General features: G+C 65.4%; 18 protein-coding genes and 1 other RNA gene. 4 read left to right on the plus strand and 15 right to left on the minus strand.

The genetic code is table 11. The features are described 5' to 3' along the window. Nucleotides 1-809: 809 nt before the first annotated feature. From pcaC to FAZ11_RS18310, 8 genes are all read right to left on the minus strand, one after another. Entirely contained in the window at nt 810-1,205 is a 396-nt protein-coding gene (pcaC, locus tag FAZ11_RS18275; protein WP_058762705.1) for a 4-carboxymuconolactone decarboxylase, read from the minus strand. 11 nt (nt 1,206-1,216) lie between these two features. Further along, a complete protein-coding gene (gene pcaD, locus FAZ11_RS18280; protein WP_058772775.1) occupies nt 1,217-2,005 on the minus strand; it encodes a 3-oxoadipate enol-lactonase in 789 nt (262 codons plus the stop codon). Nucleotides 2,006-2,021: 16 nt separating this feature from the next. Continuing rightward, nucleotides 2,022-3,380, minus strand: coding sequence for a 3-carboxy-cis,cis-muconate cycloisomerase (locus FAZ11_RS18285; RefSeq protein WP_058772774.1), 1,359 nt, complete (start codon nt 3,378-3,380; stop codon nt 2,022-2,024). Nucleotides 3,381-3,404: 24 nt separating this feature from the next. Continuing rightward, nucleotides 3,405-3,480: non-coding RNA, sX9 sRNA (locus FAZ11_RS18290), on the minus strand. 61 nt (nt 3,481-3,541) lie between these two features. Next, nucleotides 3,542-4,834: an MFS family transporter gene (locus FAZ11_RS18295; protein WP_058772773.1), complete on the minus strand. Its 1,293-nt coding sequence runs from the start codon at nt 4,832-4,834 to the stop codon at nt 3,542-3,544. A 243-nt stretch (nt 4,835-5,077) separates the two neighbouring features. Then, nucleotides 5,078-6,292 (minus strand): 3-oxoadipyl-CoA thiolase, encoded by a 1,215-nt coding sequence (gene pcaF / locus FAZ11_RS18300; protein ID WP_058772772.1) that lies wholly within the window; start codon nt 6,290-6,292, stop codon nt 5,078-5,080. Further along, the gene (locus FAZ11_RS18305; RefSeq protein WP_058762700.1) at nt 6,289-7,074 is read right to left on the minus strand and encodes a CoA-transferase subunit beta; all 786 of its coding nucleotides are present in this window, start codon (nt 7,072-7,074) and stop codon (nt 6,289-6,291) included. The genes pcaF and FAZ11_RS18305 overlap by 4 nt, the downstream gene beginning before the upstream one ends. A gap of 3 nt (nt 7,075-7,077) precedes the next feature. Further along, entirely contained in the window at nt 7,078-7,926 is an 849-nt protein-coding gene (locus FAZ11_RS18310; protein WP_058762699.1) for a CoA transferase subunit A, read from the minus strand. A gap of 205 nt (nt 7,927-8,131) precedes the next feature. On the opposite strand from FAZ11_RS18310, the gene FAZ11_RS18315 reads away from it, so the two are divergent. After that, nucleotides 8,132-8,353: a VF530 family protein gene (locus FAZ11_RS18315; RefSeq protein WP_058772771.1), complete on the plus strand. Its 222-nt coding sequence runs from the start codon at nt 8,132-8,134 to the stop codon at nt 8,351-8,353. Nucleotides 8,354-8,938: 585 nt separating this feature from the next. On the opposite strand, the gene FAZ11_RS18320 is transcribed toward FAZ11_RS18315, so the two are convergent. Both FAZ11_RS18320 and FAZ11_RS18325 read right to left on the minus strand, forming a co-directional pair. Further along, nucleotides 8,939-10,591 carry a ShlB/FhaC/HecB family hemolysin secretion/activation protein gene (locus tag FAZ11_RS18320; protein ID WP_058772770.1) on the minus strand — a complete coding sequence of 551 codons (1,653 nt, stop codon included), beginning with the start codon at nt 10,589-10,591 and terminating at the stop codon, nt 8,939-8,941. Between the two features lie 2 nt (nt 10,592-10,593). Beyond that, on the minus strand, nt 10,594-15,336 hold the full coding sequence (locus tag FAZ11_RS18325) for a beta strand repeat-containing protein (protein ID WP_058772769.1): 4,743 nt from the start codon (nt 15,334-15,336) through the stop codon (nt 10,594-10,596). Nucleotides 15,337-15,634: 298 nt separating this feature from the next. On the opposite strand from FAZ11_RS18325, the gene FAZ11_RS18330 reads away from it, so the two are divergent. After that, nucleotides 15,635-16,234, plus strand: coding sequence for a response regulator (locus FAZ11_RS18330; protein WP_058772768.1), 600 nt, complete (start codon nt 15,635-15,637; stop codon nt 16,232-16,234). A gap of 158 nt (nt 16,235-16,392) precedes the next feature. After that, complete coding sequence (locus FAZ11_RS18335; RefSeq protein ID WP_204957075.1) at nt 16,393-18,024, plus strand: ATP-binding response regulator; 1,632 nt, start codon at nt 16,393-16,395, stop codon at nt 18,022-18,024. Between the two features lie 391 nt (nt 18,025-18,415). Here the strand turns inward: FAZ11_RS18335 and FAZ11_RS18340 are convergent, their stop codons facing one another. Further along, a complete protein-coding gene (locus tag FAZ11_RS18340) occupies nt 18,416-19,354 on the minus strand; it encodes a class I SAM-dependent methyltransferase (RefSeq protein ID WP_058772766.1) in 939 nt (312 codons plus the stop codon). 228 nt (nt 19,355-19,582) lie between these two features. Between FAZ11_RS18340 and FAZ11_RS18345 the strand changes: the two genes are divergently transcribed. After that, nucleotides 19,583-21,706 (plus strand): TonB-dependent siderophore receptor, encoded by a 2,124-nt coding sequence (locus FAZ11_RS18345; protein ID WP_058772765.1) that lies wholly within the window; start codon nt 19,583-19,585, stop codon nt 21,704-21,706. Between the two features lie 13 nt (nt 21,707-21,719). On the opposite strand, the gene FAZ11_RS18350 is transcribed toward FAZ11_RS18345, so the two are convergent. From FAZ11_RS18350 to pcaK, 4 genes are all read right to left on the minus strand, one after another. After that, entirely contained in the window at nt 21,720-22,517 is a 798-nt protein-coding gene (locus tag FAZ11_RS18350; RefSeq protein ID WP_058772764.1) for an ABC transporter ATP-binding protein, read from the minus strand. Then, entirely contained in the window at nt 22,514-23,572 is a 1,059-nt protein-coding gene (locus FAZ11_RS18355; RefSeq protein ID WP_058762689.1) for a FecCD family ABC transporter permease, read from the minus strand. The genes FAZ11_RS18350 and FAZ11_RS18355 overlap by 4 nt, the downstream gene beginning before the upstream one ends. Beyond that, a complete protein-coding gene (locus FAZ11_RS18360; RefSeq protein WP_058772763.1) occupies nt 23,569-24,687 on the minus strand; it encodes an ABC transporter substrate-binding protein in 1,119 nt (372 codons plus the stop codon). The genes FAZ11_RS18355 and FAZ11_RS18360 overlap by 4 nt, the downstream gene beginning before the upstream one ends. 180 nt (nt 24,688-24,867) lie before the next feature. Beyond that, a complete protein-coding gene (pcaK, locus tag FAZ11_RS18365; RefSeq protein ID WP_058772779.1) occupies nt 24,868-26,220 on the minus strand; it encodes a 4-hydroxybenzoate transporter PcaK in 1,353 nt (450 codons plus the stop codon). Between the last annotated feature and the right edge of the window lie 144 nt (nt 26,221-26,364).

Here is a 26,364-nt window from a genome sequence, read left to right on the forward strand (position 1 = left end):
GCTTTTTGTTTCGCCCACCCGGGCGAGTTACTTTTTGCATTCGCCAAAAAAGTAACCAAAAACGCTTGCCCCACCATCCGGCCTTCCGCTTCGCTCCAGGTCCGCTCACACCAGCGCCGTTCCGGGGTCGGTCTACACGGGCCGTCCATGGCCCGTTAGGCCTCTCGCCGCATCCATGCGGCTCGACCCACTCCACGACGCTGGCGTTCGCCCTCCTGAACGGGGCGATTCGCCAGCCTGAAAGTGTTGGTTGAATAACCCGTAACCCGTAGCGTGGACAACGGCGAAGCCTTATCCACTGATGGCTTAGATGCCCGCCTGTGGAAAACGCTGCGCGGTTTTCCACGCTACGAACCGCTATGGGTTCTCCCTGAAAACACGAACTCCCAGGCTGGCACCCCGCCCCGTCAGTGAGGCCGAGTGCAGGTGTCGCGGAGGGGGATGCGAGGCAGGACGCCGAGCAAGGCGCGAGGGGCAGGAGGCCCCTTCGTGCCGTGCCCCTGGAGCGGCGCCGGAGCGAGGGGACCCGGAGCGTAGCGGAGGGCCGAACTGTTGGGGTGTGCTTTCTTTTGCTTACTTTTCTTTGCACAAGCAAAGAAAAGTGAGTCGCCGGCAAGGCGAAACAAGGACTATCAGCAACCTTAGATAAGCAGCTAGGGCACCGCCAGCTAAAGCCAGGTATCAAGGGTCAACCACGCCTCGTTGGGCTTCGCTAACGCTCAACCCAACCTACGCCTACCCCCACAAACCACAACGCCCGCCAAATCCAACCCGGCGGGCGTCATCCAAGGGGAGCAAGGGGAGAAAACTCACCCCTCCAACGACTCCACCCCCAACTCATCCCACACCGCCTCCGCCAGATGGAAGGTGGCATTGGCCGCCGGGATGCCGCAGTAGATGGCACTCTGCATGATCACCTCCTTGATCTCGTCCCGCGTCACCCCGTTGTTGCGCGCAGCGCGCAGGTGCAGGCGCAGTTCGCCCTCGCGGTTCATGCCGATCAGCATGGCGATGGTGATCAGGCTGCGGGTGTGCCGCGGCAGGCCCGGGCGGGTCCAGATGTCGCCCCAGGCGTGGCGGGTGATCATCTCCTGGAATTCTTCGTTGAAGGGCGTCAGCTTTTCCAGGCTGCGGTCGACGTGGGCATCGCCCAGGACCGCGCGACGGACCTGCATGCCGGCGGCGTAACGTTCTTTCTCGTCCAAGATCGACTCCTTTAGGCGCTGAGGAAGGTCAGCACGCGCTGGGTGAAGGCGTCGCCCATCTGCACATTGGATAGATGGGCAGCGGGGAACTCGACGTACTCGGCGCCGGGGATGCGCTCCTGCAGGAAGCGCCCGTCGGCCGGGGTGGTCACGGCGTCATGGGTGCCGGCGACGATCAGCGTCGGGGCGCGGACGGCGTCCAGCACCTCGCGGAAGTCGGCATCACGCACCGCCGCGCAGTTGGCCGCGTAGCCCTGGGGCGAGGTGCTGGCGAGCATGGCGACGATACGGTCGACCTTCTCCGGTTCGGCGCTGGCGAAGTCGGGAGTGAACCAGCGGCCGATGGAGGCATCGCGCAGGTCGCGCATGGCCTGCTCGCCGCCAGCTTCCACGGTCTGGATGCGGGTGTTCCACACCTCGGGGGTGCCGATCTTGGCGCCGGTGTTGCACAGCACCAGGCGGGTGACCCGCTCGGGGGCGTTGATGCCCAGCCACTGGCCGATGGAGCCGCCCATGGACAGGCCGCAGAAGGCGAATCGCTCGATGCCCAGGGCATCGGCCAGGGCCAGGACGTCACGGCCGTTCTGGTCCATGCGATAGGGGCCGGGCGTTACCAGGGAGGCGCCGTGGCCGCGGGTGTCGTAGCGCAGCAGGCGGAATCTCTCGCTGAAAGCCGCGGCCTGGTCGTCCCACATGGCCAGGTTGGTGCCCAGGGAGTTGGACAGGATCAGCACCGGAGCGCCCTCGGGGCCCTCCAGCTGGTAGTTCAGGTCGCCATCGGCGAGACGTACGCTGGGCATCAGGCAGTCCTCTTGTCTAGGGATGGGAAAGCAGGGTCTGGTGTTCGGCCAGGGCGCGGGCCACCCAGGCCCGGGCCTGCCCCTGGTAATGGGCGGGGTCCAGCAATCGATCCAGCTCGGCGCTGGAGAGTTCGGCGGTCACCTCGGGGGTGTCGCCCAGGACCTGGCGCAGGTGGCGACCTTCCTGGACGGCGCGCTTGCAGCTCTGCTCCACCAGGTGGTGGGCGGCCTCGCGGCCCAGGCGGCCGGCCAGGGCGATGCTCACCGCCTCGGCCAGCACCAGGCCGTGGGTCAGTTCCAGGTTGGCCTGCATGCGTGCGGCGTCCACTTCCAGGCCGACTACGATGGCCTGGGCCTGTTGCAGGGCGCCGGAGACCAGGCAGAAGAGTTCCGGCAGGGTTTCCCACTCGGCGTGCCAGAGGCCGAGGCTGCGCTCGTGCTCCTGGGGCATGGCGGAAAACAGGGTGCTGACCAGCCCCGGCGCGCGGGTGGCGGCGGCGATCAGCACGGCCGCGCCGACCGGATTGCGCTTGTGCGGCATGGTGGACGAGCCACCCTTGCCCGGCGCCGAGGGCTCGAAGACCTCGGCGGCCTCGGTCTGCATCAACAGCGACAGGTCGCGCCCCAGCTTGCCCAGGCTGCCGGCCACCAGGCCGAGCCAGGCGCCGACCTCGGCCAGGCGATCACGCTGGGTGTGCCAGGGCTGCTCCGGCAGGCTCAGTTCCAGTTCACGAGCCAGCGCCTCGGCTACCGGCAGGGCCTCATCGCCCAGGGCGGCCAGGCTGCCCGAGGCGCCGCCGAATTGCAGTACCAGTACCCGCGGCCGCAACTCGGCCAGGCGCTGGCGATGACGGGTGATGGCGCCCAATACCCCGGCCAGCTTCATGCCCAGGGTCACCGGCGTTGCGTGTTGCAGCCAGGTCCGGCCGGCCAACACGGTGCCGGCATGGTGCTCGGCCTGCGCGGCGAGGGCGTCGGCCAGGGCAGCCAGGTCGCTATCCAGCAGCTCCAGCGCCTCGCGGACCTGCAGCACCAGTCCGCTGTCCATGGCGTCCTGGCTGGTAGCGCCACGGTGCACATGACGCTCGGCCTCGGGGTCCTGGGCGGCGATCTGCCGGCCGAGGGCTTTGACCAGGGGGATGGCCGAATTACCAGCGCTGACCACGGCGCGGGCCAACTCGGTCGCATCGTAGAGCTCGGCGCGGCAGGCGGCGGCGATGGGCGCCACCGCCGTCTCCGGGATCACCCCCACCGCGGCCTCGGCGCGCGCCAGGGCCGCTTCGAAGTCCAGCATGCCCTGCAGTCGGCCCCGGTCGCAGAACACCGCGCGCATGGCGGCGCTGGTGAAGTAGGCATCGAACAGCAGGTTGGACATGGGGAGCTCCTCAAGTGGCGGGGCGGCCAACAAAGCGTAGCGAGCGGTTGTCAGGCGGGTGCGCGCGGCGCGCAGGAACCGCAGTGTACGAGTGGTACATGAGGATTCCGAGCACTGCACGCGTCCGCCTGGCGGACGCGCAGTAGGTTTGTTGGTCGCTCCTAGTGATCGTGATGCAGGTAGGTGGCCTGCCGCGGCAGCCGCAGGCTGACCAGGAAGGCCACCGCCAGCATCACCGAGACGTAGATATAGAAGACTTCCTCGTGACCCTGGGTCTTGAAGCTCAGGGCGACGAATTCCGCCGAGCCGCCGAACAGGGCATTGGCCACCGCATAGGACAGCCCCACGCCGAGGGCGCGCACCTCGGGCGGGAACATCTCCGCCTTCACCAGGCCGCTGATGGAGGTGTAGAGGCTGATGATGGCCATGGCCAGGCAGATCAGCAAAAAGGCCACGAAGGGACTCTGGACGTTGGCCAGGGCGGTGAGGATCGGCCAGGTACCGAGGGCCCCAAGGGCACCGAACAGCAGCATGGAGGCGCGCCGACCGATGCGGTCGGAGAGCATGCCGAACAGCGGCTGCATGATCATGAAGACGAACAGGGCACAGGTCATCACGCCACTGGCGGTCTTGGCGTCCATGCCACTGGTGTTGACCAGGTACTTCTGCATGTAGGTGGTGAAGGTATAGAAGATCAGCGAGCCACCGGCGGTGTAGCCGAGCACGGTGAAGAAGGCTGCCTTATGGTTCCTGAACAGGCCCCCCAGGGTGCCGGCTTCCTTGTTGGCGCGGCTTTCGGCGGTGGTGGTCTCTTCCAGCGAACGACGCAGGAACAGCGAGATCACCGCGGCGGCGGCACCGACCAGGAAGGGAATCCGCCAGCCCCAGGCGCGCAGGTCGGCGTCGCTGAGCACCTGCTGCAGGATCACCACCACCAGCACCGCCAGCAACTGGCCGCCGATCAGGGTGACGTATTGGAAGGAGGCGAAGAAGCCGCGCTGACCGCGCAGGGCCACCTCGCTCATGTAGGTGGCGGTGGTGCCGTATTCACCGCCCACCGAGATGCCCTGCAGCAGTCGCGCGAGCAACAGCAGCGCGGGCGCAGCGACGCCGATGCTGGCGTAGGTGGGCAGGCAGGCGATGCCCAGGGAGCCGGCGCCCATCATCAGGATGGAGATGACCATGGAGGTGCGCCGGCCGTACTTGTCGGCGATGCGGCCGAAGATCCAGCCCCCGATAGGGCGCATGAGAAAGCCCGCGGCGAACACCCCGGCGGTATTGAGCAACTGCACGGTGGGGTCGCTCTTCGGGAAGAAGGCGGCGGCGAAATAGATGGAGCAGAAGGCGTAGACGTAGAAGTCGAACCATTCCACCAGGTTGCCGGAGGAAGCCCCGACGATGGCGAAGATGCGCTTCTTGCGCTCCTCGAAGGTGTAATGCGGGCGAGTGCTCATGGGAATCCTTAGTTATAGGTATGGATGGACGGGAGACAGACTACCGCCATCGGACTCTGGGAGACACACGCGGTTACAGGTGGTGTGGGCATCGATTGGGATAAAGGTAGGTAGTGTTAGGGCAGCTCATCGAGTCAAAGGCTCTGTGATCGGGGCTGACCATCGCGGCCATGGGCCGCTCCTACACCAGCTGTAGGAGCGGCCCATGGCCGCGATGGCCGAGATAAGACCGGAACGCAAAACCTAAACCGAATCCACCCGCTCCACCGCCAACGCCAAGCCCTGGCCGACGCCCACGCACATGGTGGCGAGGCCCAGGCGGCCGCCGGTCTTCTCCAGGTGGTGCACCGCGGTGAGCACCAGGCGGTTGCCGCTCATGCCCAGGGGATGGCCCAGGGCGATGGCACCGCCGTTGGGATTGACCTTGGGACTGTCGTCGGCCACGCCCAACTCACGCAGTACCGCCAGGCCCTGGGCGGCGAAGGCTTCGTTGAGTTCGATGACATCGAAGGCGTCGATGGAAAGGTCCAGTTGCTTGAGTAGCTTGCGCACCGCCGGGGTCGGGCCGACGCCCATGATGCGCGGCGCTACCCCGCCGCTGGCCATGCCCAGAACCTTGGCACGCGGCGTGAGACCGTGCTTCTTCACGGCTTCCGCCGAGGCCAGGATGATGGCCGAAGCGCCATCATTGAGGCCCGAGGCGTTGCCGGCGGTGACGGTCTTGTCCGGTCCATTGACCGGCTTGAGCTTGGCCAGGCCGTCGGCGGTGGTGTCCGGACGCGGATGCTCGTCCTGCGCCACCACCACGTCGCCCTTCTTGCCCTTGATGGTCACCGGGACGATTTCCTCGGCGTAGTAACCGGATTCCTGGGCCGCGGCGGCGCGTTGCTGGCTGCGCAGGCCGAAGGCGTCCTGGTCGGCGCGACTGACGCCATAGTCAGCGGCGACGTTGTCCCCGGTGACCGGCATGCTGTCGACGCCATAGGCTTCCTTCAGCGCCGGATTGACGAAGCGCCAGCCCAGGGTGGTGTCTTCCAGCTTCTGGCCACGGCCGAAGGCGCTGTCGGCCTTGCCCATGACATAGGGCGCGCGGGTCATGGACTCCACGCCGGCGGCGATCACCAGATCCATCTCACCCAGGGCGATGGCGCGATAGGCCTGGCCTACCGCTTCCATGCCCGAGGCGCAGAGGCGATTGAGAGTCACGCCCGGTACGGTTTCCGGCAACCCCGACAGCAGCACCGCCATGCGCGCCACGTTGCGGTTGTCTTCGCCGGCCTGGTTGGCGCAGCCCATGAACACCTCGTCCACGGCCGTCCAGTCCACCTGCGGGTTGCGCTCCTGCAACGCCTTGAGCGGGATGGCTGCCAAGTCGTCGGCACGCACCGCGGACAGTCCGCCGTTGAGCCGGCCGATGGGCGTACGGATGGCGTCGCAGATATAGACGGCGCGACTCATTCCTCACCTCCCTTCTGGCCGCCATGGGCCGCCGCGGTGCGCGCCTGCAGATCGCGCAGCGCCTCGAGTTCAGTCGCGGTGGGCGCCTCGGTGGTGGCGACCTGGTCGGCGAAGCGGATGGCCCAGCCGGTAGCGGCCACCACCTGCTCGCGGGTCACCCCGGGATGCAGGGCGGTCACCACGAATTCGTTCGTCCCGGCTTCCGGCTCCATGATGCAGAGGTCGGTGATGATGGCGGTCGGGCCCTTGCCCGGCAGGCCCAGCTGCTGGCGATGATCGCCACCCTCGCCGTAGCCCACCGAGGTGATGAAGGCCAGCTTGTCGACGAAGCTGCGGTGCGACTGCTTGAGGATGATCAGCACCTCCTTGGCCGAGCCGGCGATCTCCGGCGCGCCGCCAGCCCCCGGCAGGCGGACCTTGGGCTGGTTATAGTCACCGATCACCGTGGTGTTGATGTTGCCGAAGCGGTCGACCTGGGCAGCACCGAGGAAGCCGACGTCGATGCGTCCGCCCTGCAACCAGTAGCGGAAGATCTCGCCAGTGGGCACCACGGTGTCGGCGGTCTCGGCCAGTTCGCCGTCACCGATGGACAGCGGCAGCACCGTGGGCTTGGCGCCGATGGGGCCGGATTCGTAGATCAGTACCACGTCCGGCGCATGGGTCAGGCGCGCCAGGTTCGCCGCGGTGGACGGCAGGCCGATGCCGACGAAGCAGACGCTGCCATTGCCGAGGCGGCGCGCGGCGGCCACGGTCATCATTTCATTGGTGGTGAAGTCGCTCATGATTCAGGCCTCCGCAGCCAGCTTCGCCTGGAAGGCGGCGAAGTCCGCGGTACCGCGGATGTAGGTGTCGATCCACTGGGTGAAGGTATCGCGATCGCGGGCGATCGGATCCCAGGCCTGGTAGAAGCGGTTGTCGCGCTCGTAGTAGCCGTGGGCATAGGACGGATGCGCCCCGCCCGGCACCACGCAGACGGCGCTCAGCGCCCAGGTCGGCAGCACGCAGGCGTTCATCGGCGCCTGGAGATCGTCGACGATCTCTTCCACGGTGACGATGCAGCGCTGGGCGGCCAGGGCGGCTTCCTTCTGCACGCCGAGGATGCCCTGGATCAGCACGTTGCCCTGGCGGTCGGCCTTTTGCGCATGGATGACGGTGACGTCGGGACGCACGCTGGGCACTGCGGCGAGTTTCTCGCCGGTGAAGGGGCACTCGATGAACTTGATGTCCGGGTTGACCTTGACCAGGTCCGAGCCCTGGTAACCGCGCAGCACGGCGAACGGCAGGTTGGAGGCGCCGGCGACATAGGCGTTGGCCAGGGCCGCATGGCTGTGCTCGGAGATCTCCAGCTTGTGCGGCCAGCCCTTCTCCACCGCATCGCGCAGGCGGTGCAGCGAGCCGACGCCGGGGTTGCCACCCCAGGAGAAGATCAGCCGCTTGGCGCAACCGGCGCCGATCAGCAGGTCATAGACCAGGTCGGGTGTCATGCGCACCAAGGTTAGGTCGCGCCGGTTCTGGCGGATCAACTCGTGGGCGGCGGCGGTCGGGATGAGGTGGGTGAAGCCTTCGAGGGCGACGGTATCGCCATCGTGGACGAAGCGCTGGATGGCTTCGCTCAGGGACAGGATCTGGGCCATGGATTGTCGACTCGCGTCTTGTTATCGGCGCCGCCCGGTGCGGCGGTCTGGAGTCAGACTACAAAGCCCCAGCGCCTCGAACAATCCGATAATCGACTAAGAGTTCGATTATCGAACAACATTGCTCAGCAGGCTATCGACCCGAGCGATACGCGGCCGGCCGGGGTAACGGCTACACTGCCCGCCTTCGCCAGGAGTCCAGCCGATGTCCGAAAAACCCCGCCCCGCCCTCGAAGGTGTCACCCTCGAAGCCCTGCTCACCCGCCTGGTGGAACATCACGGCTGGGAAGAACTCGGCCGGCGCATCCTGCTGCGCTGCTTCACCCACGATCCCAGTATCAAATCCAGCCTGACCTTCTTGCGCCGCACCCCCTGGGCGCGGGAAAAGGTCGAGCAGCTGTATCGACGATTGCCGAAACGCGACTGACGTTCGGGCCAGCTCGCCCGGCAAGAACCGCTCGTTAATCGCAGACAGTAATGAGACCTGCGGAGGGCGGATGACAACGTAGCCTCATCTACGGAAGCCCAGCTCCAAGGACGAGATCATTGCGCGGCTATATGCTCCGTGACGGCCATAGCGGTCCGTTGATGCGACTGCTCCGACGGACAGCGTCGCGACCAGCAACCGCATCTTTCACCGATACTCGCTCGGATGACTACCTTTTCCTCCCCAGGAAAAGAGGCGTGAAGCAAGGCGCCCCGCAACGAATGTCCCAATGAAAAAAGCCTCGTCGTTTTTCACCCCGCGGCTATAGCGATGAGGCATTAGCTCCTGCACTTACGTCGGAGCCTGTAGCAGCAACTGTCTGCTCGCATTATCTCGATCATGGCAGTCTGCCGATGCGGCCGCTCCTACAGGTACCTGTAGGGGCGCCCCATGGCCGCGAGCAGGAGCAGGAGCAGGAGCAGGAGCAGGAGCAGCCAGTAGCGTGGAAAACCACACGGTGTTTTCCACTGCCAGCCCTAGCTCAGCCTTGCCAGATAGAGCAAGGACACTGGGAAACACGGGCCTTTAGAAGAACCGCACCACCTGCGCCCATACCCTTGGCGAGCGATCCACGTCACTGGTAGGTTCGGCGTTGCCCAGCTTCCAGGCCGCTACGGCGTTTACGCGCCAGCCGTAGGCGTTCCAGGTCGCTCCTACCCCAGCGCCGGACAGGCTGCGGTGGTTGTCCTCGGTGGTCCAGGGATCACGGTTCAGCCGTACCTCGCCATGGTCAACGAAGGTGGACAATTGCCAGGCCTGAGTCAGGGCATAGCGCAGTTCCACATTGGCCAGCCAACCCTCGTCGCCCGAGGCTTCGCCCTGGGGATAGGCGCGCACGCCATAGGCGCCGCCCAGGTAAAACTTCTCCGAGCTGTCCAGGTTGCGGTCGGCCCACTGGGCCTGCAGCTGGGTGTAGAGGCTGAAGCGCTCGGTCAGCCGCTGCAGGCGTACCAGGCTGGGACTGAGCTTGTTGAACTGGCCGCGGGTGCCAGCAGTGGTCTGGTCCTGCAGGCGCTGGTCGGCGCCGGAAATGTCCAGATCGCCATGGCTCCAGGCCAGGGCGAAGCTGTTCACCCCGCCACCCAGCAGGCTGTCCTGGCTGCTGCCGTTGAGCGAGAGGGTGGTGACCCGCGAGTGCTTGTCGCTGCGCTCGCTGAAGGCGTCGATGTCGTCGCGCAGGCGCTTGGCGTCGAATTGCAGCTGGGTATCCAGGGTCAGGCCACGCTGGCGGATCAACGGCTGTACGGCGAAGACGCTGGCTACCTGGGCACGGCCATGGGCGTCCAAATCGGCGAAATCCTTGGCCAAACGGTAATCCATATCGGAATAGGCCACGCCGAGCTGGGTCGACCAGGGCGTGACCGGCAACTGGTAGGCGATACGCCCGTAGCGCTGGTCTTCATCGCTGACCGTGGCCCTCAGGCTGAGACGATCACCCAGGGCCAGGGGGTTGTTCACATTGAGGGTGCCGCCCAGGCGGTACTCACCGATGAAACGGTTGCCATAATTGTCGGCATCCACCGAGCCGGACCACAACGTCGCGGGGCCCATGTCCACCACGAGGTCCGAGGTGCCGGTGGTAGCGCCGGGCTGCAGGGTGGCCTTGGCATCACGCCCCGGTACCTCTTGCAAGAGCAGCAGGCTGCGAGTCAGCGAATCCGCCTTGATCGGTTCGCCCGGTACCAGCTGCGCCAGCGGCGCCAGGGCGAAGCCATGCAGGTCCACGGCGTGTTCGGCGCGCACTGCACCATAGCGCCCTTCGAGGATGGCGACGCGTACCTGCCCGTCATCGATGCTCTGGGCCGGCAGATAGGCACGGGCCAGGGGATAGCCATGGGCCTGATACAGCTCGGTGATGCGCTGGAGACCCGCTTGCAACTGGGCCAGGGTCAGGCTGCGCCCGCGCAGATCCTTGAGCAACTGCTGCAGCTCCTGGTCGGGGAAGGCGCTATTGCCCTCCAGGATGAAGCCCTTGACCACCAGCGTGGGGCCGCCTGACGCAGCCTGGGTGGCCGGCGCACTGGGCAGGTTCAGCTCCAGGGTCTGGCGCTCGGGCAGGGCCAGGGGCTGTTGGTCCAGGCTCTGCAGAGATTGACCGGCATCCGGTGCGGTAGCAGCGTGTACCGCGTAGGGCAAGGCGGCGAGGACGCAACCGAGCAGGGGGTGGATCAAACGCATCTTCAGATTCCTTCCGGCAAGCGAATGCCACGGTTGACGACTTTCAGGTTGGGCAAATCGCTCAGGCTGGCGCCATTCAACTCCTCGAAGGCGGTCAGGCGTAGCGTGGTATCACCGACGGGTTGGGCGGTACCGGTCTGGCCGTCCTGCACCGGAGCGGTACTGGACACCTGGGCGGCTATTACGGGCGGAACCACAGACGGCGTGCTTACAGGCTGCGTACTGGGGTTGTCAGGTACCGGTTGTGGCACGGTCACGCCTTGCACCGTTAGGGTTCCTGGGTTGTAGCTGATCAGGTAGTTGCCCAAACCGAGGCCGTTCGCCGCACTGGGCACAATGAGGTAGCTGCCGGGTGCCGCCGTAGCGTTGGCACCGGGGCTAGCGAGAACCACGTTAGCTACGGAGTCGCCCGTAAAGAGTCCCGTGACGTTGTAGCCACTGAGCTGGGCGAGCTGCCCGGCTGCCTTGCTGGCATCCAGAGCGGTAATCACCAGCGGTGCCGGTGTGATATCGGCGATGGTGGTGCCATTGGTGGCCAACTGATAGTTACCGGCATCGGTGCCACCGAGGCTGCCGCTGACGTTGACGGTTTTGCCGTTGCCCACGTTCTTGTCGGTGAAGGCACCAGTGCTGGCGAGACTCACGTCATCACCTTGGATCGCGCCACTCAGGCTGCCCGAAACTGTGGCAGCGGTGGTCCCATCGTAGGTCTTGTCCTGGGCGGCGATAGTGCCGGTAATGGACTTGGCGGCGATGTTGGCCGTGGTGGTGGCGTTGGTGCTGCTCAACACATAGTTGCTGGCGCTGCTGCCACTGAGCACGCCGCTGACGTTGACTTGCTTACCGGTGCCCGCGTTCTTGTCGGTGAAGCTACCGCTGGTGGTGAGGCTCACGGCATCACCCTGGATCGCGCCGCTCAGGGCGCCGACAGTAATGGCGCTGATAGTGCCATCGTAGGTCTTGTCTTGGGCGGTGATGCTACCGGTGATGGTCTTGGGCGTGATGCTCAGGCTGGCTGCCTGGATAGTGATGTCGTAGCCCTGCGAGGTGGAATACAGCTGGTTGTTCAGCGTCAGGTTGCCGGCCTGGGTGCTATAGGTGCCAGCATTAGCCGAGTTGCTGCTATAGCTCAGGCTACCGAGTAGGGTCGCGCCAGGGACCGAGGTGGTATAGGAACTGCCACTGCTGGCGCTACCGTCGTAGACCTTATCGGCAACGGTGGCAGTGACGGTCAGCGGGGTGAGGAGGCTACGCAGCAGGGGGCCGCTGTTGCCTTCGTATATGCGCCAGACCGCATTCGAGCCGCCTGTGCTAGCGATATCCCACCCTGTGTACGTCGAAGCCTGGGTTAGTTCGGACCGGGACTTCCCATTGCCGAAGCCGTTGCTGCTGCCGTTGATAGCGTTGCCACTGGCATCGGTGGTGGCGTAGAAGCTGCTGCTAAGGGTTCCATGGTCGTTGTATCCGAGCAGCCCGCCGACATTTGAGGTGCCCGATACACTACCGGTGGCATAGGCGTTGCTCAGAGTACCGACGTTCAATCCGAGCAGGCCACCGACGTATTGGCTGCCAGAGACACTGCCGGTGGCATAGACGTTGCTCAGGGTGCCGGAGCTGTATCCGACCAGCCCGCCGACATTTGAGGTGCCCGATACACTGTCGGTGGCATAGGCGTTGCTCAGGGTTCCACGGTCGTTGAATCCAACCAGCCCGCCGACGTAATGGTTGCCCGATACACTGCCGGTGGCATAGGCGTTGCTCAGGGTTCCACGATCGTTGTATCCAACCAGCCCGCCGACAACTTGGTCGCCCGAGACACTGACACCGACCAGCCCAATATCGCGGATCACGGCGCCAGCGCCGGTAATGCCGAATAAACCGACATAATTGTTGGAGTTATTGATAACTAAACCACTCAAGGTGTGGCCTAGTCCGTTAAAGGTGCCGGTGAATGGGGTACCGCTGCTACCCAGCGGATTCCAGCCCGCGCCGTTGTTGGCGCTGGAACTGGCCAGGGCGGTATAGCCAGGGCTGTTCTGGTCGAGGTTGTTGCTCAGGCTGAAATAGTAACCACCACTCAGCACTTGGCTGATATTGGCCAATTGCTGCCAAGAGGTGATGCTGTAGGCGCTGCCTACCGTACCAGCACCACCGGCGAATAGCTTATTCCAGATGATATCCACCGGGCGGGTAACGCCGGTGAGGTAGGGCAGGCCTCCTGAGCTGTAGCCAGCCACACTGGTATTGATACCGGGGAATGACCAGATGTTCGTATTCCAGCCGGTAAAGGTGGTCTGCGCACTCAACTCGGCCCGGGTTTTAGCTACACCGTTGACATTCCCGTCGAACCTAACACCCGTAGTTGCGCCGCTGTCGTTGATAGCGTTTCCAACTGCATCGGTGGTGGCGTAGAAACTGTTGTTTATCGTCCCGTTGTTGTAGTTGCGCCCGACGAGTCCGCCGAGCACATAAGCATCCGAAGTGACGCTGCCGGTGGCATAGGTGTAAGTGATGCTTCCGCCGTTGATAGCTCCCACCAGCCCACCTACAAAGCTGCCGCCAGAGGCATTTCCGGTTGCATAGGCGTTGCTAATGGTTCCACGGTCGCTGTATCCGACCAACCCACCTAAGTTGCCGTTAGTGGATTTCACTGCGCCTGTTGCATAGACGTTGCTGATGGTTCCACGGTCGTTGTATCCGACCAACCCGCCGAGATTGCCGTTACCCGAAACACCGCCTGTGGCATAGGCGTTGGTAATGGTTCCAAGTTCGTTAGTTCCGACCAGCCCGCCACCCTCACTGTCACTCCCAACAGTGCCTGTGGCATAGGCATTGGTAATGGTCCCACCTTGGTTGTATCCAACCAGCCCGCCGCCTTTGGCGTTAACGCCCCCAACGTTGCTGGTGGAATAGGCGTTACTTATGGCTCCTTGATTTTGTCCGACCAACCCGCCTGTGTTGTTTGGACGCACAAGACCCGACATATCAAGGGTGGCATACACGTTGCTAACGGTTCCTGCATTGAATCCGGCTAGCCCACCGATGTTACCGTTATAGGCACCCGAAATACTGCCACCGACTAGACCGATATCGCGGATTACACTGCCGTTGGCTGCGAAACCGAACAAACCAATGTAGCTCGTATTGCTGACGTTTATGCTCAGATTGCCAAGGGTATGGCCGAGTCCGGCGAATTGCCCGGTGAAGTTGTTGCTGCTGTTACCCACCGGCGTCCAGTTGCTGATACTGGCTAGGTCGATATTACTGCCCACGGCATAGTTGCCGGCCAGGCTGTTATTCATGGCTTGCAGCGCATTGGCATCGGTGACCACGGTGTAACTGACCAGGCTGCCAGTCGAGCCTTTTTGGGTACCGAAGTTATTGCTGCTGTGCAGGTTGATAGGGGCCTTGATGTAGTAGTCCGCGACACCACCATTGGCGCTGGCTTGGCCGTACTTCAGGACAACCTTGCCGCCTGGGCTTCCGGCAGTGATAGCAGCGTTGATGTTGATGTTGCGTTCAGCATTCAGCGTAAGGGTGTTCCCGCTGTTCCAGGTGATGGTGTCATTCACATGGATATCGCCATTGCCTCCAGCGGTGCCCATGGTGGCGGTCTGGATCTCGAAGTTGTTGTTCTGTACTGCGGTCGAGACGGCCGCGCCGGTCATGTCACCCCCGCTGGCGGCGACGGTGAAGTCGTTGGGGTCGATCAGCCAGGTGCCGGTCTTGCCGCTCTGCGCCTGGGTGGTGACCTTGGCACTGTCCGCCACCTTGACGTGGGCGCCCGAGGTTTCGATGAAGCCACCGTTGCCGCCCTTGGGCGCCCTGGCATCCAGGGTGCCGGCGACCTGCACGGTGCCGCCGTCGAAACCACCGAGCAGCTCGATCTTGCCGCCGCGTTCGGCCAGGGTCTGGGCCTCGATCACGCCGCTGTTGTTGACCACGGTCTTGAGCAGGGCATCGCTGGCGTGGGCGGTGAGCAGCACCTGGCCGCCGTTCGCCTGGATCAGTTCGCGGTTTTCCGCCAGGGCATCGGCGGTGGCCTCATCCACCTTGACGCTGAGCAGGCCGTCGCCGGCGAAGTCCAGGGTCATGGCCTGGCCAGCGGCCAGGGCCACGCTGCCACCGTTGGCGACGATCACGCCCTGGTTGCTGACCTGGCCGCCGAGCAAGGCCACGGCGCCGCCATCATGGGCCTTGATGTTGCCCTGGTTGAGCACCGCCTTGGGCGTGGTCTGGCTCTTGAAGTGGTAGCGACCCTGTTCGAAATCGCTGTTGGAGATATCCAGGGTGGAGGCCACCAGCCCGCCGACGTTCACGCTGGCGCCCTGGCCGAAGAGGATGCCATTGGGGTTGACCAGGAACACCCGGCCGTTGGCGTCGAGGTTACCGAGGATGCGCGAGGCATCCTGGCCGACCACCCGGTTCAGCGCCACGGCCTGGCTGGAGGGTTGGTGGAAGGTCACCCCATGGCCAGCGCCTATGTCGAAGCTCTGCCAGTCGATGGCCAGGTTGGCGCTGGATTGCTCGACGGTGAGCTGGCGGCCGCTGCTGGAGAGCTGGCCGCTGCCGGAGACCACCGTCCCGCCGCTGGGCAGGTCCGCTGCCATGGCACCCAGGGGCGCCAACAGCAAGACGCCTGCTGCCCGGCCACTGCCGCGCTTGCCGCCGCTCTTGGCCAATTCACTGGTGACGACCCAGGCTTGGAGGGCATGGCTCCATAGGGTGCGGAAGATGCGATTCATGGTGGGAGTCCTTTCGGAGGCGATAGGTGGGCGTCAGGTCACAACGACAGGGCAACCGGGGAAGTTGTCGGGAGGGTCGCGGCGGGCTCTATCCGTTGGGCCGGCCCCTCTTTTCGAGGCGACTGTCATTCGGCGCGCAGTGCCTGACTAACCAGGCTCGATGAATGGCAACGCGTAAGAACGCGATACCGTTCACATACTTGATCACCTTAAGAGGCGCGCCCACCCATCGCCTATAGTCCATTTGGACCGGTTCGAAAATCTTGTGAGGCCGCTTGGCCGCGTCTAGATTGCGGGGATGGAAAAGCCAACCACCCTGCTACTCATCGACGACCATGCGCTGTTCCGCTCCGGTATCGCCCTAGTACTGGCGGTGGGCTTGCCCCTGGTCACCATCAGGGAAGCCTCTTCGCTCGAGGACGCCTTGCGTCTGAATGAAGTGGAACCGCAGTTGGTGTTGCTCGACGTTCAGCTCCAGGGCATCAGCGGGCTGGAGGGTATTACCGCCATCCGCGGGAAATGGCCGCAGGCGAAGATCGTCATGGTGTCGGCCTTCGATCTGTCGGAGGTGGTGCGCGAGGCGGTGCGCCGCGGGGCGCTGGAGTTCATCTCCAAGACCGAACAGCCCGAACGACTGCTGCAGAAGATCCGCGTCCTGCTCGATGGCGACCTTCCCGAAGGACCGGTGCTGGCGAGTGATCGACCACGACTGACGCCACGCCAGATCGAGGTACTCGAGCTGCTGAGCCAGGGGCTGTCGAACAAGCTGATCGGTCGCCGCCTGGAGCTGTCCGAGCACACGGTGCGCGGCCATGTTCAGGCCCTGCTCGCGGCGCTACGGGTGGCGAGCCGCACCGAGGCCATCTATACCGCCCGCCGGCTGGGTCTGCTGCTTTGATCGATGACGTCCGGATTCAACGCGAGCGGCTCAGGTTGATCCTCGAGGGCACCAGCCAGTCGCTCTGGGTCGGTATCCCTCTATCGACGCTGTTGCTCGGCATCTTCCTGGCCGTCGGACGCAAGACAACGCACACGAGTGACTCCGCAATATGGTCAATGACCGACAACCAACTGCAGTTGGCGGCATGGTATCTGGCGTTCCTCGCCTGCCGCTTCTTTCTGGTCGGCTACAGCCGGCATCTACTACGACTGCGATTGGATCACAGCCAGGTTGCGCCGACGGTGCGCATTCTGGTGCTCAGCAAGCTGGTGGAGGGCCTGATCTGGGGCTCACTCGCCTGGATCGGCCTACAGGAAAACGGCCCGGCCAGTTCCATCGCGCTGCTATTAGCCATGATGGCTGCGATCGGCAGCCATGCGGTATCCCTGCTCTCCACGATTCTGCGGCTCTACCTGAGCCTGATGCTACCGATGTTGTCCTTGATCATGCTGCGGCTTTTCATGATGGACGAGCTGACCTATCAGGCCATGGGGGCTTGCTGCCTGCTCTACGTCATCGCACAGTGTCGGCAGGCGTGTCTGGTCGGCGGCGAGATCAATACCTCCATTCGGCTGCGCTTCGAAAACCTCGATCTGATCGAACGGCTGCAGCACGAAAGCCAGGTGGCCAGCGTCGCACGTGAAGCGGCCGAGCAGGCCAACGAAGCCAAATCGCGCTTCCTGGCCGCCGCCAGTCATGACCTGCGTCAGCCCATCCATGCCCAGGGGTTGTTCCTGGAGGCGCTGTCCTACAGCCAGTTGGACGAGCACCAACGTCAGGCCCTGGACAATGCCAAGGCGGCCGGCCTGGCGTCGGCGGACATGCTCAACACCCTGCTGGACTTCTCCCGTATCGAGGCCGGGGTGGTGCAACCCAGCGTGCAGCCTGTGGATCTGCACAGTCTCTTCTGCAAGATAGAGCTGGATCTGGCGCCCCTGGCGGATGCCAAGGGGCTCATCTACCGCTGTCGCGAGACCGACTTGCAGATCCTGTCCGATCCGGCGCTGCTGGAGCTGATCTTGCGCAACCTGATTACTAACGCCATTCGCTACACCGAGCGCGGCGGACTGCTGGTCGCCGCGCGTCGGCGGCGGAGCCATGCCATCCTAGAAGTCGTGGATACCGGGATCGGCATCGCCGCGAACCAGCAGCGGGAGATCTTTCGCGAGTTCCATCAACTGAATAACAGCGAACGTGACCGGCGCAACGGCCTGGGGCTGGGACTGGCCATCGTCGAAGGCCTGGTGCGCTCTCTGGAGCATCGCCTGACCCTGGTGTCGCAGGTAGGTCGCGGCAGCACCTTTCGCCTGGAAGTGCCGCTCTCGCTCCTGCAACCACTGGCCCACTATCCCGGCCAACCGCCGCCGGTCACCGACACAGAGTTGCAATTGCGTGGCTGCATCCTGGTAGTGGACGACGACGAGTCCATCCGCTTCGGCATGCAGCAATTGCTGAGCAGTTGGGGCTGCACCAGCGCAGTGGCCGAGTCCTATCAAGCGGCGGTCGCCCTACCCTGGAACACGGCACCGGCCATGATCATCTGCGACTATCGACTACGCGATCAGCAGACCGGAGCACAGGTGATTCGCGCTTTGCGCTCACACTTCGCCCGTGACATTCCGGCCTTGTTGATCACCGGCGACACAGCGCCCGAGCGCCTCAGCGAGGCGGCCTCCAGCGGCATTCCCCTGCTGCACAAGCCGGTGAGTGCCAAGGACTTGCGGCGGGCACTGGGCGATCTGTCGTGACGGGCTTGGGCGCCCGCCAGCGCGGCCCGGGCCAGTGCGCAGCTTGGGCTGAGACGGCCCCATCGTCGAAGCCCAACAGCCGTGGCCGAGCGGGGCACCGTTGGGCTTCGCTGCGCTCAACGCCAACCTACGCGGCACCCATGGAACTCCAACATTTTGCCGATCGCGGCCATGCCGGTGCGCCGTAGCGACCGCTCCTACGGGAGTTACCGGAGCTTGTAGGAGCGGCCCATGGCCGCGATCCAGGCGTAGCGTGGAAAACCGCGCAGCGTTTTCCACTGGCAGGCCCGGCCTAAGGCGGTGGATAAGGCTGCGCCGTTATCCACCCTACGCGGCTGAGGGCTTCGCTGCGCTCAGCGCCAACCTACGGCGTTATCGGGCAGCCAGGTGCTCAGCCCTGCCGGAACACCAGCACCTTGAGCCCACCTTCGGGATCTTCATCGGCGAATTCCGGTGGATTGGCCAGGCGCTCGACGAAGGCCAGGCTCGGTGCCTCCTGGGCCATGCCGGCGATGAGGAAATCCGCGCCTACCCCCGGATCGTTGACGCAGGCCAGGACCCGGCCGCCGGGCGTGAGCAGCTCGGGCAGGCGGCGCAGGATGCGGGCGTAGTCCTTGGTCAGGGCGAAGCTGCCCTGCTGGAAGCTGGGCGGATCGACGATCACCAGGTCGTAGGGCCCCAGCTTGCGCACCTTGCCCCAGGACTTGAACAGTTCGTGGCCGAGAAAGCTGACCTTGCTCAGGTCATGGCCATTGAGCCGGTGATTCTCGCGACCGCGGGTCAGGGGGCCGCGGGCCATGTCCAGGTTGACGACCTGGCTCGCCCCACCAGCCAGGGCCGCTACCGAGAAGCCGCAGGTATAGGCGAACAGGTTGAGCACCCGCAGTCCGGCCGCCTGTTCGCGCACCCAGCGCCGACCCAGGCGCATGTCGAGAAACAGGCCCATGTTCTGGTGCCGGGAGAGATCCAGGCCGAATCTGAGCCCCTCCTCATGGATGACCTGCTCGCCCACCGGCGCGCCGATCAGCGCCTCGCTGGCGGCATCCAGGCGATAGCGATGCTGCAGGAGCAGGCTGCGGGCACCGCTGGCGGCCCAGGCCGGGGTAGCGGCCAGCGCCGCCAGGGTGGTGCGTAGGGCGTCCAGTTCAGCCGCGGGCAATTCGCGGAACAGGCAGACCCGCACCACCCCTTCCAGCCAGTCGACGGTGAGCTGCTCCAGCCCCGGCAATAGCCGGCCCCGGCCATGGATCAGGCGGCGCGCTTCGGCGGGCGGCGGGTCGAGCGCGGCGAGGAGCAGCGTGGTGAGCTGGGCAAGGGTGGCGGTATTCATGGACGGTCGCTGACGAAAAGGGACCGGCATGCTACGCCAAATGGCCCGCCCTGGCTGAACCCCTGACGCCAAGCACCCTGCGGACCGGCCTTGGGCCTACCCGGCCCAGTCACTCCGCGGACATCCGACAAACAAACCGAAATTCATCGCAGGTGGTAACTAATCGCAGTTGTATCCCTCTCTTAAGCCGCTCTAGAATCCGCCTCCCCATTCCTTTGGACGATAATCATGCGCCGGCTGGTCCCTGCCCTTTCCCTGCTGCCCCTATGTGCCCTGCCCCTCCACGGCTTCGCTCAGACGGCGGACGAATCGCCCCAGGCCCTGTCCGATCTCACCATCACGGGAGCGGCGGAATCGCCCACCGGGCCGGTGCAAGGCTACAAGGCCGAACGCTCCAGCAGCGCTACCCGGACCGACACCCCATTGCACGAAACGCCGCAGTCGGTGAGCGTGGTCTCGCGCGAGGCGCTCACCGACGTCTCCGCCACCAGTCTGCAGCAGGCACTGGACCTGGCCGGCGGCGTGGGCCGCGGCAACAACTTCGGCGGCCAGGGCCTGACCAACTACACGGTGCGCGGCTTCACCAGCGCCGAGTACTTCCGCAACGGTTTCCCCATGAACCGCGGCTATCCCAGTGCGCCGGATGCCGCCCTGCTGGAGCGCGTCGAGGTGCTCCGCGGACCGGCGGCCACCCTCTATGGCCGTAGCGATCCCGGCGGCACCTTCAATGTGATCACCAAGCAGCCGCTGGGCGAGCGCAAGACCACCATCGGCAGCCAGTTCACCGACCAGGGCCAGAAACGCGGCACCCTGGACACCACCGGCCCGGTGGACGAGGACGGCCGCCTGGCCTATCGCCTCAACCTGATCGCCCAAGGCGGCGACACCTTCCGCGACGACGTGCACACCGAGCGCTACGAAGTCGCCCCGGTGCTGAGCTGGCAGGCCACCGATGCCACCCTGATCACCTTCGAAGCCGACATCATCCGCAACAACGCTCCGCTGGATCGCGGGCGGACCAACTATCTGGCCCAGCGCGCCGAGGCCAGCCGCTCCACCAACGCCTGGGAAAAGGGCACCACCAACCTGCTGCACAACGACAACCAGACCTACCAGCTGCGTTTCGAGCATCAGCTCAATGACGCCTGGACCCTGGGCGGCGGCTTCCAGTACCTGGACGGCAGCCTCAAGGGCAATGCCGTGGAAGCCAACGGCGTGCAGGCCAATGGCGTGATCCTGGGCCGCAACTTCAGCTACCGTCACCTGGAGTGGAGCGACCGCGACCTGCAGCTGAACCTGACCGGTCACTTCGACACCTTCGGCCTCGGCCACACCCTGGTCACCGGCGTGGAGGTGGAGGACTACGACTACCGCTCCATCATCCAGCGCTCCCCGGGCGGCACCGGCGTCTATACCGTCAACCTGGTCGATCCGGCCCTGGGCCAGCCGCGCCCGGCGCTGACCCGTACCCCCACCCACGATCATGAGACGCTCAAGAGCTGGGCCGCCTTCGTGCAGGACCAGCTCAAAGTCACCGACCGCCTCAAGCTGCTGGGCGGCGTACGCCTGGAACGCTTCGAGCACGACTACGACAACTTCGTGGCCGGTGGCCAGAGCTGGTCCAACGACGACACCGCCGTCACCCCGCGCCTGGGTTTCAGCTACGACCTCACCCCGGAGCTCGCGCTCTACAGCAGTGCCTCCAAGTCGTTCAAGCCCAACACCGGCGCGGCGCGCCAGGGCGGCGGCTTCGATCCCGAAGAGGGCAAGGCCTATGAACTGGGCCTGAAGTGGGCCGCGCTGGGCGGTCGCCTGAGCGTCGATGCGGCGGTCTTCCATACGGTCAAGCAAAACGTCCTGACCCTGGACCCGGTCGATCCTAGCTTCAGCGTCGCCGCAGGCGAGGTACGCAGCCGCGGCTTCGAACTCAACGTGGCCGGCGACCTGACCCGCAACTGGCGCATCCTCGGTGGCTACGCCTATACCGACGCCGAGGTGACCAAGGACAACAGCCTGCCCAGCGGCACCCGCCTGACCAACATCCCGCGCAATGCCGTCAACCTGCTCAACGTCTACGAATTCCACGACGGCGCGCTGCGCGGCCTGGGCCTGGGTGGCAACATCCGCTACGTGGGCGCCCGCGAAGGCCAGAAGACCGCTGTCAGCGACTACCAGATGGACAGCTACACGGTCACCGACCTGCTGAGCTTCTACCAGGTCGACGCGCACCTGCGGCTGAACCTGGACGTGCGTAACGTCTTCAACAAGGGCTACGACGAGAGCTCCTGGAACGCCTACAGCTATCCGGGCGAGCCGCGGACGGTGCAGGCCGGTTTCACCTACACCTTCTGATGCTCCGCGGCGGTCAGGCCTCGTTGAAGGCCTGACCGGCCAGCGGCTGGACCACCGGGCGGCCCTGGCGGTCGTGCAGGATGTCCACCGCCACGCCGTAGGTGGCTTCGAGCAGATCGGCGGTGACGATGCTGGCCGGCGCACCCGCGGCCAGCAGGCCGCCGTCGACCAGCACCAGTAGCGAATCGGCGTACTGGCAGGCCAGGTTGAGGTCGTGCAGGACCACCACGGTCACCCGGTCATGCAGCCGGGTCTCGTGGCGCACCCGGTCCAGCAGGTTGATCTGGTGACGCAGATCCAGGGCGCTGACCGGTTCGTCCAGCAGCATCACCGCGGGTTCGCGCATCAGTACCTGGGCGAAGAACACCAGTTGCCGCTGGCCACCGCTCAGGGCACCCAGCTGGCGCGACGCCAGGTGGGCGATGCCCAGCTCCTCCAGCTTGCCCAGCGCTCGCCGCAGCAGGTCATTGTCCAGGTGCAGGGTCAGCCGTTCCAGGCTGCCCATGGCCACCGTCTCCAGCACCGACAGCGCCGCCTCGGCATGGGAATCCTGTGGCATGTAGGCCACGCCCTGGCGCCAGCCCTCACGTTGTGCACGGGCTGAGGCACCCGCGATTAGCCGCCGCTCGCCACGCTCGATCCGGCCAGCGGCCAGCGGCAGGTCGCCGGCCAGGGCGCGCAACAGGGTGGTCTTGCCGGTGCCGTTGGGGCCAAGGATCACATGGACCCGGCCGGCGTGCAGCTCGGTGGACAGCCCGGTGATCACCTGGCGCTCGCCGCGCTTCAAGGCCAGTTCATGGATACGGATCATGGCGTGGGCCTGCGCGGAGCGAAGATCAGCCAGAGCAGGAAGGGCACCCCGACGATGGCGGTAACGATGCCCACGGGAAACAGCGCGCCCGGCAGGATGGACTTGGACAGCACCGAGGCGAAGGACAGCATCAGGGCGCCGCAGAGGGCCGACAGTGGCAGGAGGAAGCGCTGGTCCTCGCCCACCTGCCAGCGGGCGATGTGCGGGGCGACCAGGCCGACGAAGCCGATTACCCCGACGAAGCTGGTCGCCGTGGCGGTCATCACCGCCACCAGGATCAGCACCTTGAGGCGCAGCCGGCGGATGTCCACGCCCAGGCTGGCGGCGCGGGCCTCGCCCAGGCGCAGGGCGGCCAGCTTCCAGGCATCGCCCAGCAGCAGCAGGCAGCACAGCAGGGTCACCCCGCTGACGATGGCCAGGGTGGTCCAGGTGGCGCGCCCCAGGCTGCCGAACAGCCAGAACAGGATCTGCTGCGACAACTCCGGCGAGGACAGGAACTGCACCAGCGACAGCAGCGACTGGAAGAGGAACAGCAGGGCGATGCCGCCGAGGATGATGGTGTCGCTGCCGGTGCGCTTGAGCGAGGCTAGGGCGAACAGGAACAGCGCCGCCAGCATGGCGAAGACGAAGGCGCCCAGCGGCACGCCGATCAGCGCGCCCAGGCCGAAGCTGCCCAGCGCCAGACTCAGGGCGGCGCCGCAGCCGGCGGCGGCGGCCATGCCCAGGGTATAGGGGCTGGCCATGGGATTGTTGAGCAGCGTCTGCATCTGGGCTCCACCGGCGCCGAGGGCGGCGCCCACCGCCAGGGCCATCAGGGCGACCGGCAGGCGCAGGTCGCGGACGATGGCGTCGGTCATCGGCTGGCGCTCGCCGAGGCCGGTCAGCGACTTGAGCACCTCCAGCGGCGAGAGCAACGAAGGACCGGTGGCGATATCCAGCACCAGGCCGACCAGGGTCAGGACAAGAAATACCCAGCAGGCCCGCCAGCGGCGGCGCTCGCGGGCGCGCTGCTCGGCGATGGCGTCGCCAGGGCCGGAGGTCGAGGAAGCCGTCACGGCGCCAGCCCTATGGCGAAGGTGCCCTGGGGCTGGATCGGCAGGTAGCGCTGGTAGTACTCCCGGTAGTTGGCCATGGGGTCCAGGTCCTGGAACAGATCCGGATAGAGCTGCTTGGCGATGAATTGCAGCATGGCGAAGTCTTCCAGGCTGCGCGAGGCGCCCTGGTAGACCCCATAGAGACGGCCGTCGCGGATGGCCGGCAGATTGGCCCAGCCCGGCCGTTGCATGAAGGCGCGCAGATGGCTGCGAGCATCCTCTGCGGTCACGCCCGGCCCCATGGGCAAGGCACTGGGATTACTGTTGTCTTCGCGCCCGGAGATGAAGATGACCTGCGGCTGGGCCAAGAGCACCTGCTCCGGATTCATCACGCCCCACCATTGCACGAAGGGCGCGGCGATGTTGTCGCCGCCGGCCAGGGTCACCAGGGCGCCCCACATGTTTTGTCCGTAGGTGAAGGAGTATTCGGCCGGGCCCTTGTTGCCGAATTCGGCGTAGACCCGCGGCTTGGGCCGCTGGGCCGCCGCGATGCGCGTCTGGACCTGTTCCACCGCCTTGGCATAGAAGTCGGCCAGCTCGGCAGCCCGCGCCTCTTGACCGGTAATGACGCCGAGCAAGCGGGTGGAAGCCAGGTGGCGTTCGAGGGTCTGGGCGTTGTAGTCGATCACCACCACCGGGATGCCCAGTTGCGCCAGGCGCTTGACCTCGCTGTCCAGTGCCTGGAATTGCCAGGCGGCCAGCACCACCACGTCCGGCTTCAGGCTGAGCACCTTTTCCACCGAGAAGCTGTTGGTTTCCACCTCGCCGACGTCGGGCAGCTCGGCCAGGGACGGCAGCTTGGCGACGTACTCCCGCCAGGTGCCAGGCGTCTTGCGCTCCCAGGCGCCGCGGGAGATGCCGACCAAGGACGCAAAGCCCTGCTCGCCCCCCACCGCCAGGTAGTCGGCGAAGTGGAAGCCCAGCACCACCCGTTTGGCGGGGACCTCGAGGGTCACGGTACGACCGAGGACATCGGTGACCTGACGGGTCTCGGCGAAAGCCGGCGCAATCAGAAAGCAAGCGATAAGCGTTACCAGCCGTGCAGCCCACTGCCGACCGAGAGCGAAACCTTTCATGGCATCCTTTGAGATGTGTGCACCCGCTCTACGGCGAGCGACTGGCGAAGAAATCAAAGGGTGCAACTTTACGCGGTGGCGGGGTCTGCGCCTAGCGTCCACCCCCGCTTCGAGGGGTGGACGGCGCTCAGAACCCGTTCAAAGGGTTTGCCCGACGCGCAGCGGATGCCGAGCAGGCCCTCAGGTGGCGTCGGCGTGGCTGACCGCGCCTTTGATCAGTACGGCCAAGGCCGCCAGCGCGGCGGGCAGCAGCAGCGCGGTGAGCACCTGGGTGAAGGTCCAGCCCAGGCCCAGCAGGGTCGCGCCCATCCAGGCACCGGTGATGGCGCCGAAGCGGCCGATGCCAAGCATCCAGGACACGCCAGTGGCGCGGCCGTGGGTCGGGTAGTAACGCGCCGCCAGCGACGGCATGGCCGACTGGGCGCCGTTGATGCACATGCCGGCCACCAGCACCAGGGTAGCCACCAGGGCGACCTGGCCCAGGCTCTGGCCGACGCAGTAGGCGAACACCCCGGCCAGGGCATAGAACAGGCCGATGACCTTGTGCGGATTGAACCTGTCCATGGCCCAGCCGACGAAGACCGCGCTGAGCACCCCGCCGAACTGGAACAGCGCACCGATCAGGGCGGCCTGCTCCAGGCTGGCCCCGGCGTCGCGCATCAGGGTCGGCAGCCAGCTGGTGAGCAGATAGACGATCACCAGGCCCATGAAATAGGTCAGCCACAGCAGCAAGGTGCCGGCGCTGTAGCTGCGATTGAAGATCACCGCGAGGACGTTGCCGGCCTTGACGGTTTTCTGCTCCGGCACCACGAAATGCCGCGCCTCGGCGGCCTCGCGACCGATGGGCGCCAATACCCGGCGGATACGCTCGGCGCTCTTGCCGTGCACCACCAGATAGCGCGCCGACTCGGGTAGCCAGAGCAGCAGGACCACCGCCAGGGCCAGCGGCAGCACCCCGCCCAGCACCAGCAGGCTGTGCCAGCCGTAGGCCGGAATCATCCAGGCCGAGACGAAACCGCCACCGGCCATGCCCAGGTTGAAGCCACAGAACATGCTGGTCACCAGCAGCGACTTGAGCCGTTCGGGGGTGTATTCCGAGAGCAGCGTGGTGGCGTTGGGCATGGCGGCGCCGAGGCCCAGGCCAGTGAGGAATCTCAGGATCACCAGTTGTTCGAGGTTGGCGCTGAAGGCCGACAGCAGGCTGAAGCCGCCGAAGATGAAGGTGGCCACCACCAGCACGCCCTTGCGGCCGAAGCGGTCGGCCAGCGGTCCGGAGCCGAGGGCGCCAAAGACCATGCCGCCCAGGGCGGCGCTCATCACCGGGCCCAGGCTGGCGCGTGGCACCCCCCAGTCCACCGACAGCGCCGGGGCGATGAAGCCCATGGCGGCGGTATCCAGGCCGTCGAGGAAGACGATGAGGAAGCACAGGGCGACGATGCGCCACTGATAGGCCGAGAGGGCCTGGCGATTGATGAACTGCTGGACGTCCAGGGTACCGGCCACGGCCGTGGCGGGACTGCCGGCCAGGGACATGGCGGCGGAATCGAGAATTTGGGTCATGGCGAGGCGCTCATTGTTGTTATGGCGTCATCAGACGACGCTCGCCAGACCTTAAGCTCAGCCCCAACTCCCTGACAATTCGATTATCGGCTGGCTGATCGATAATCGACCGCTTTT

Origin of the sequence: Pseudomonas rhizoryzae (assembly GCF_005250615.1) — a bacterium.
Taxonomy (GTDB): Bacteria; Pseudomonadota; Gammaproteobacteria; order Pseudomonadales; family Pseudomonadaceae; genus Chryseomonas; species Chryseomonas rhizoryzae.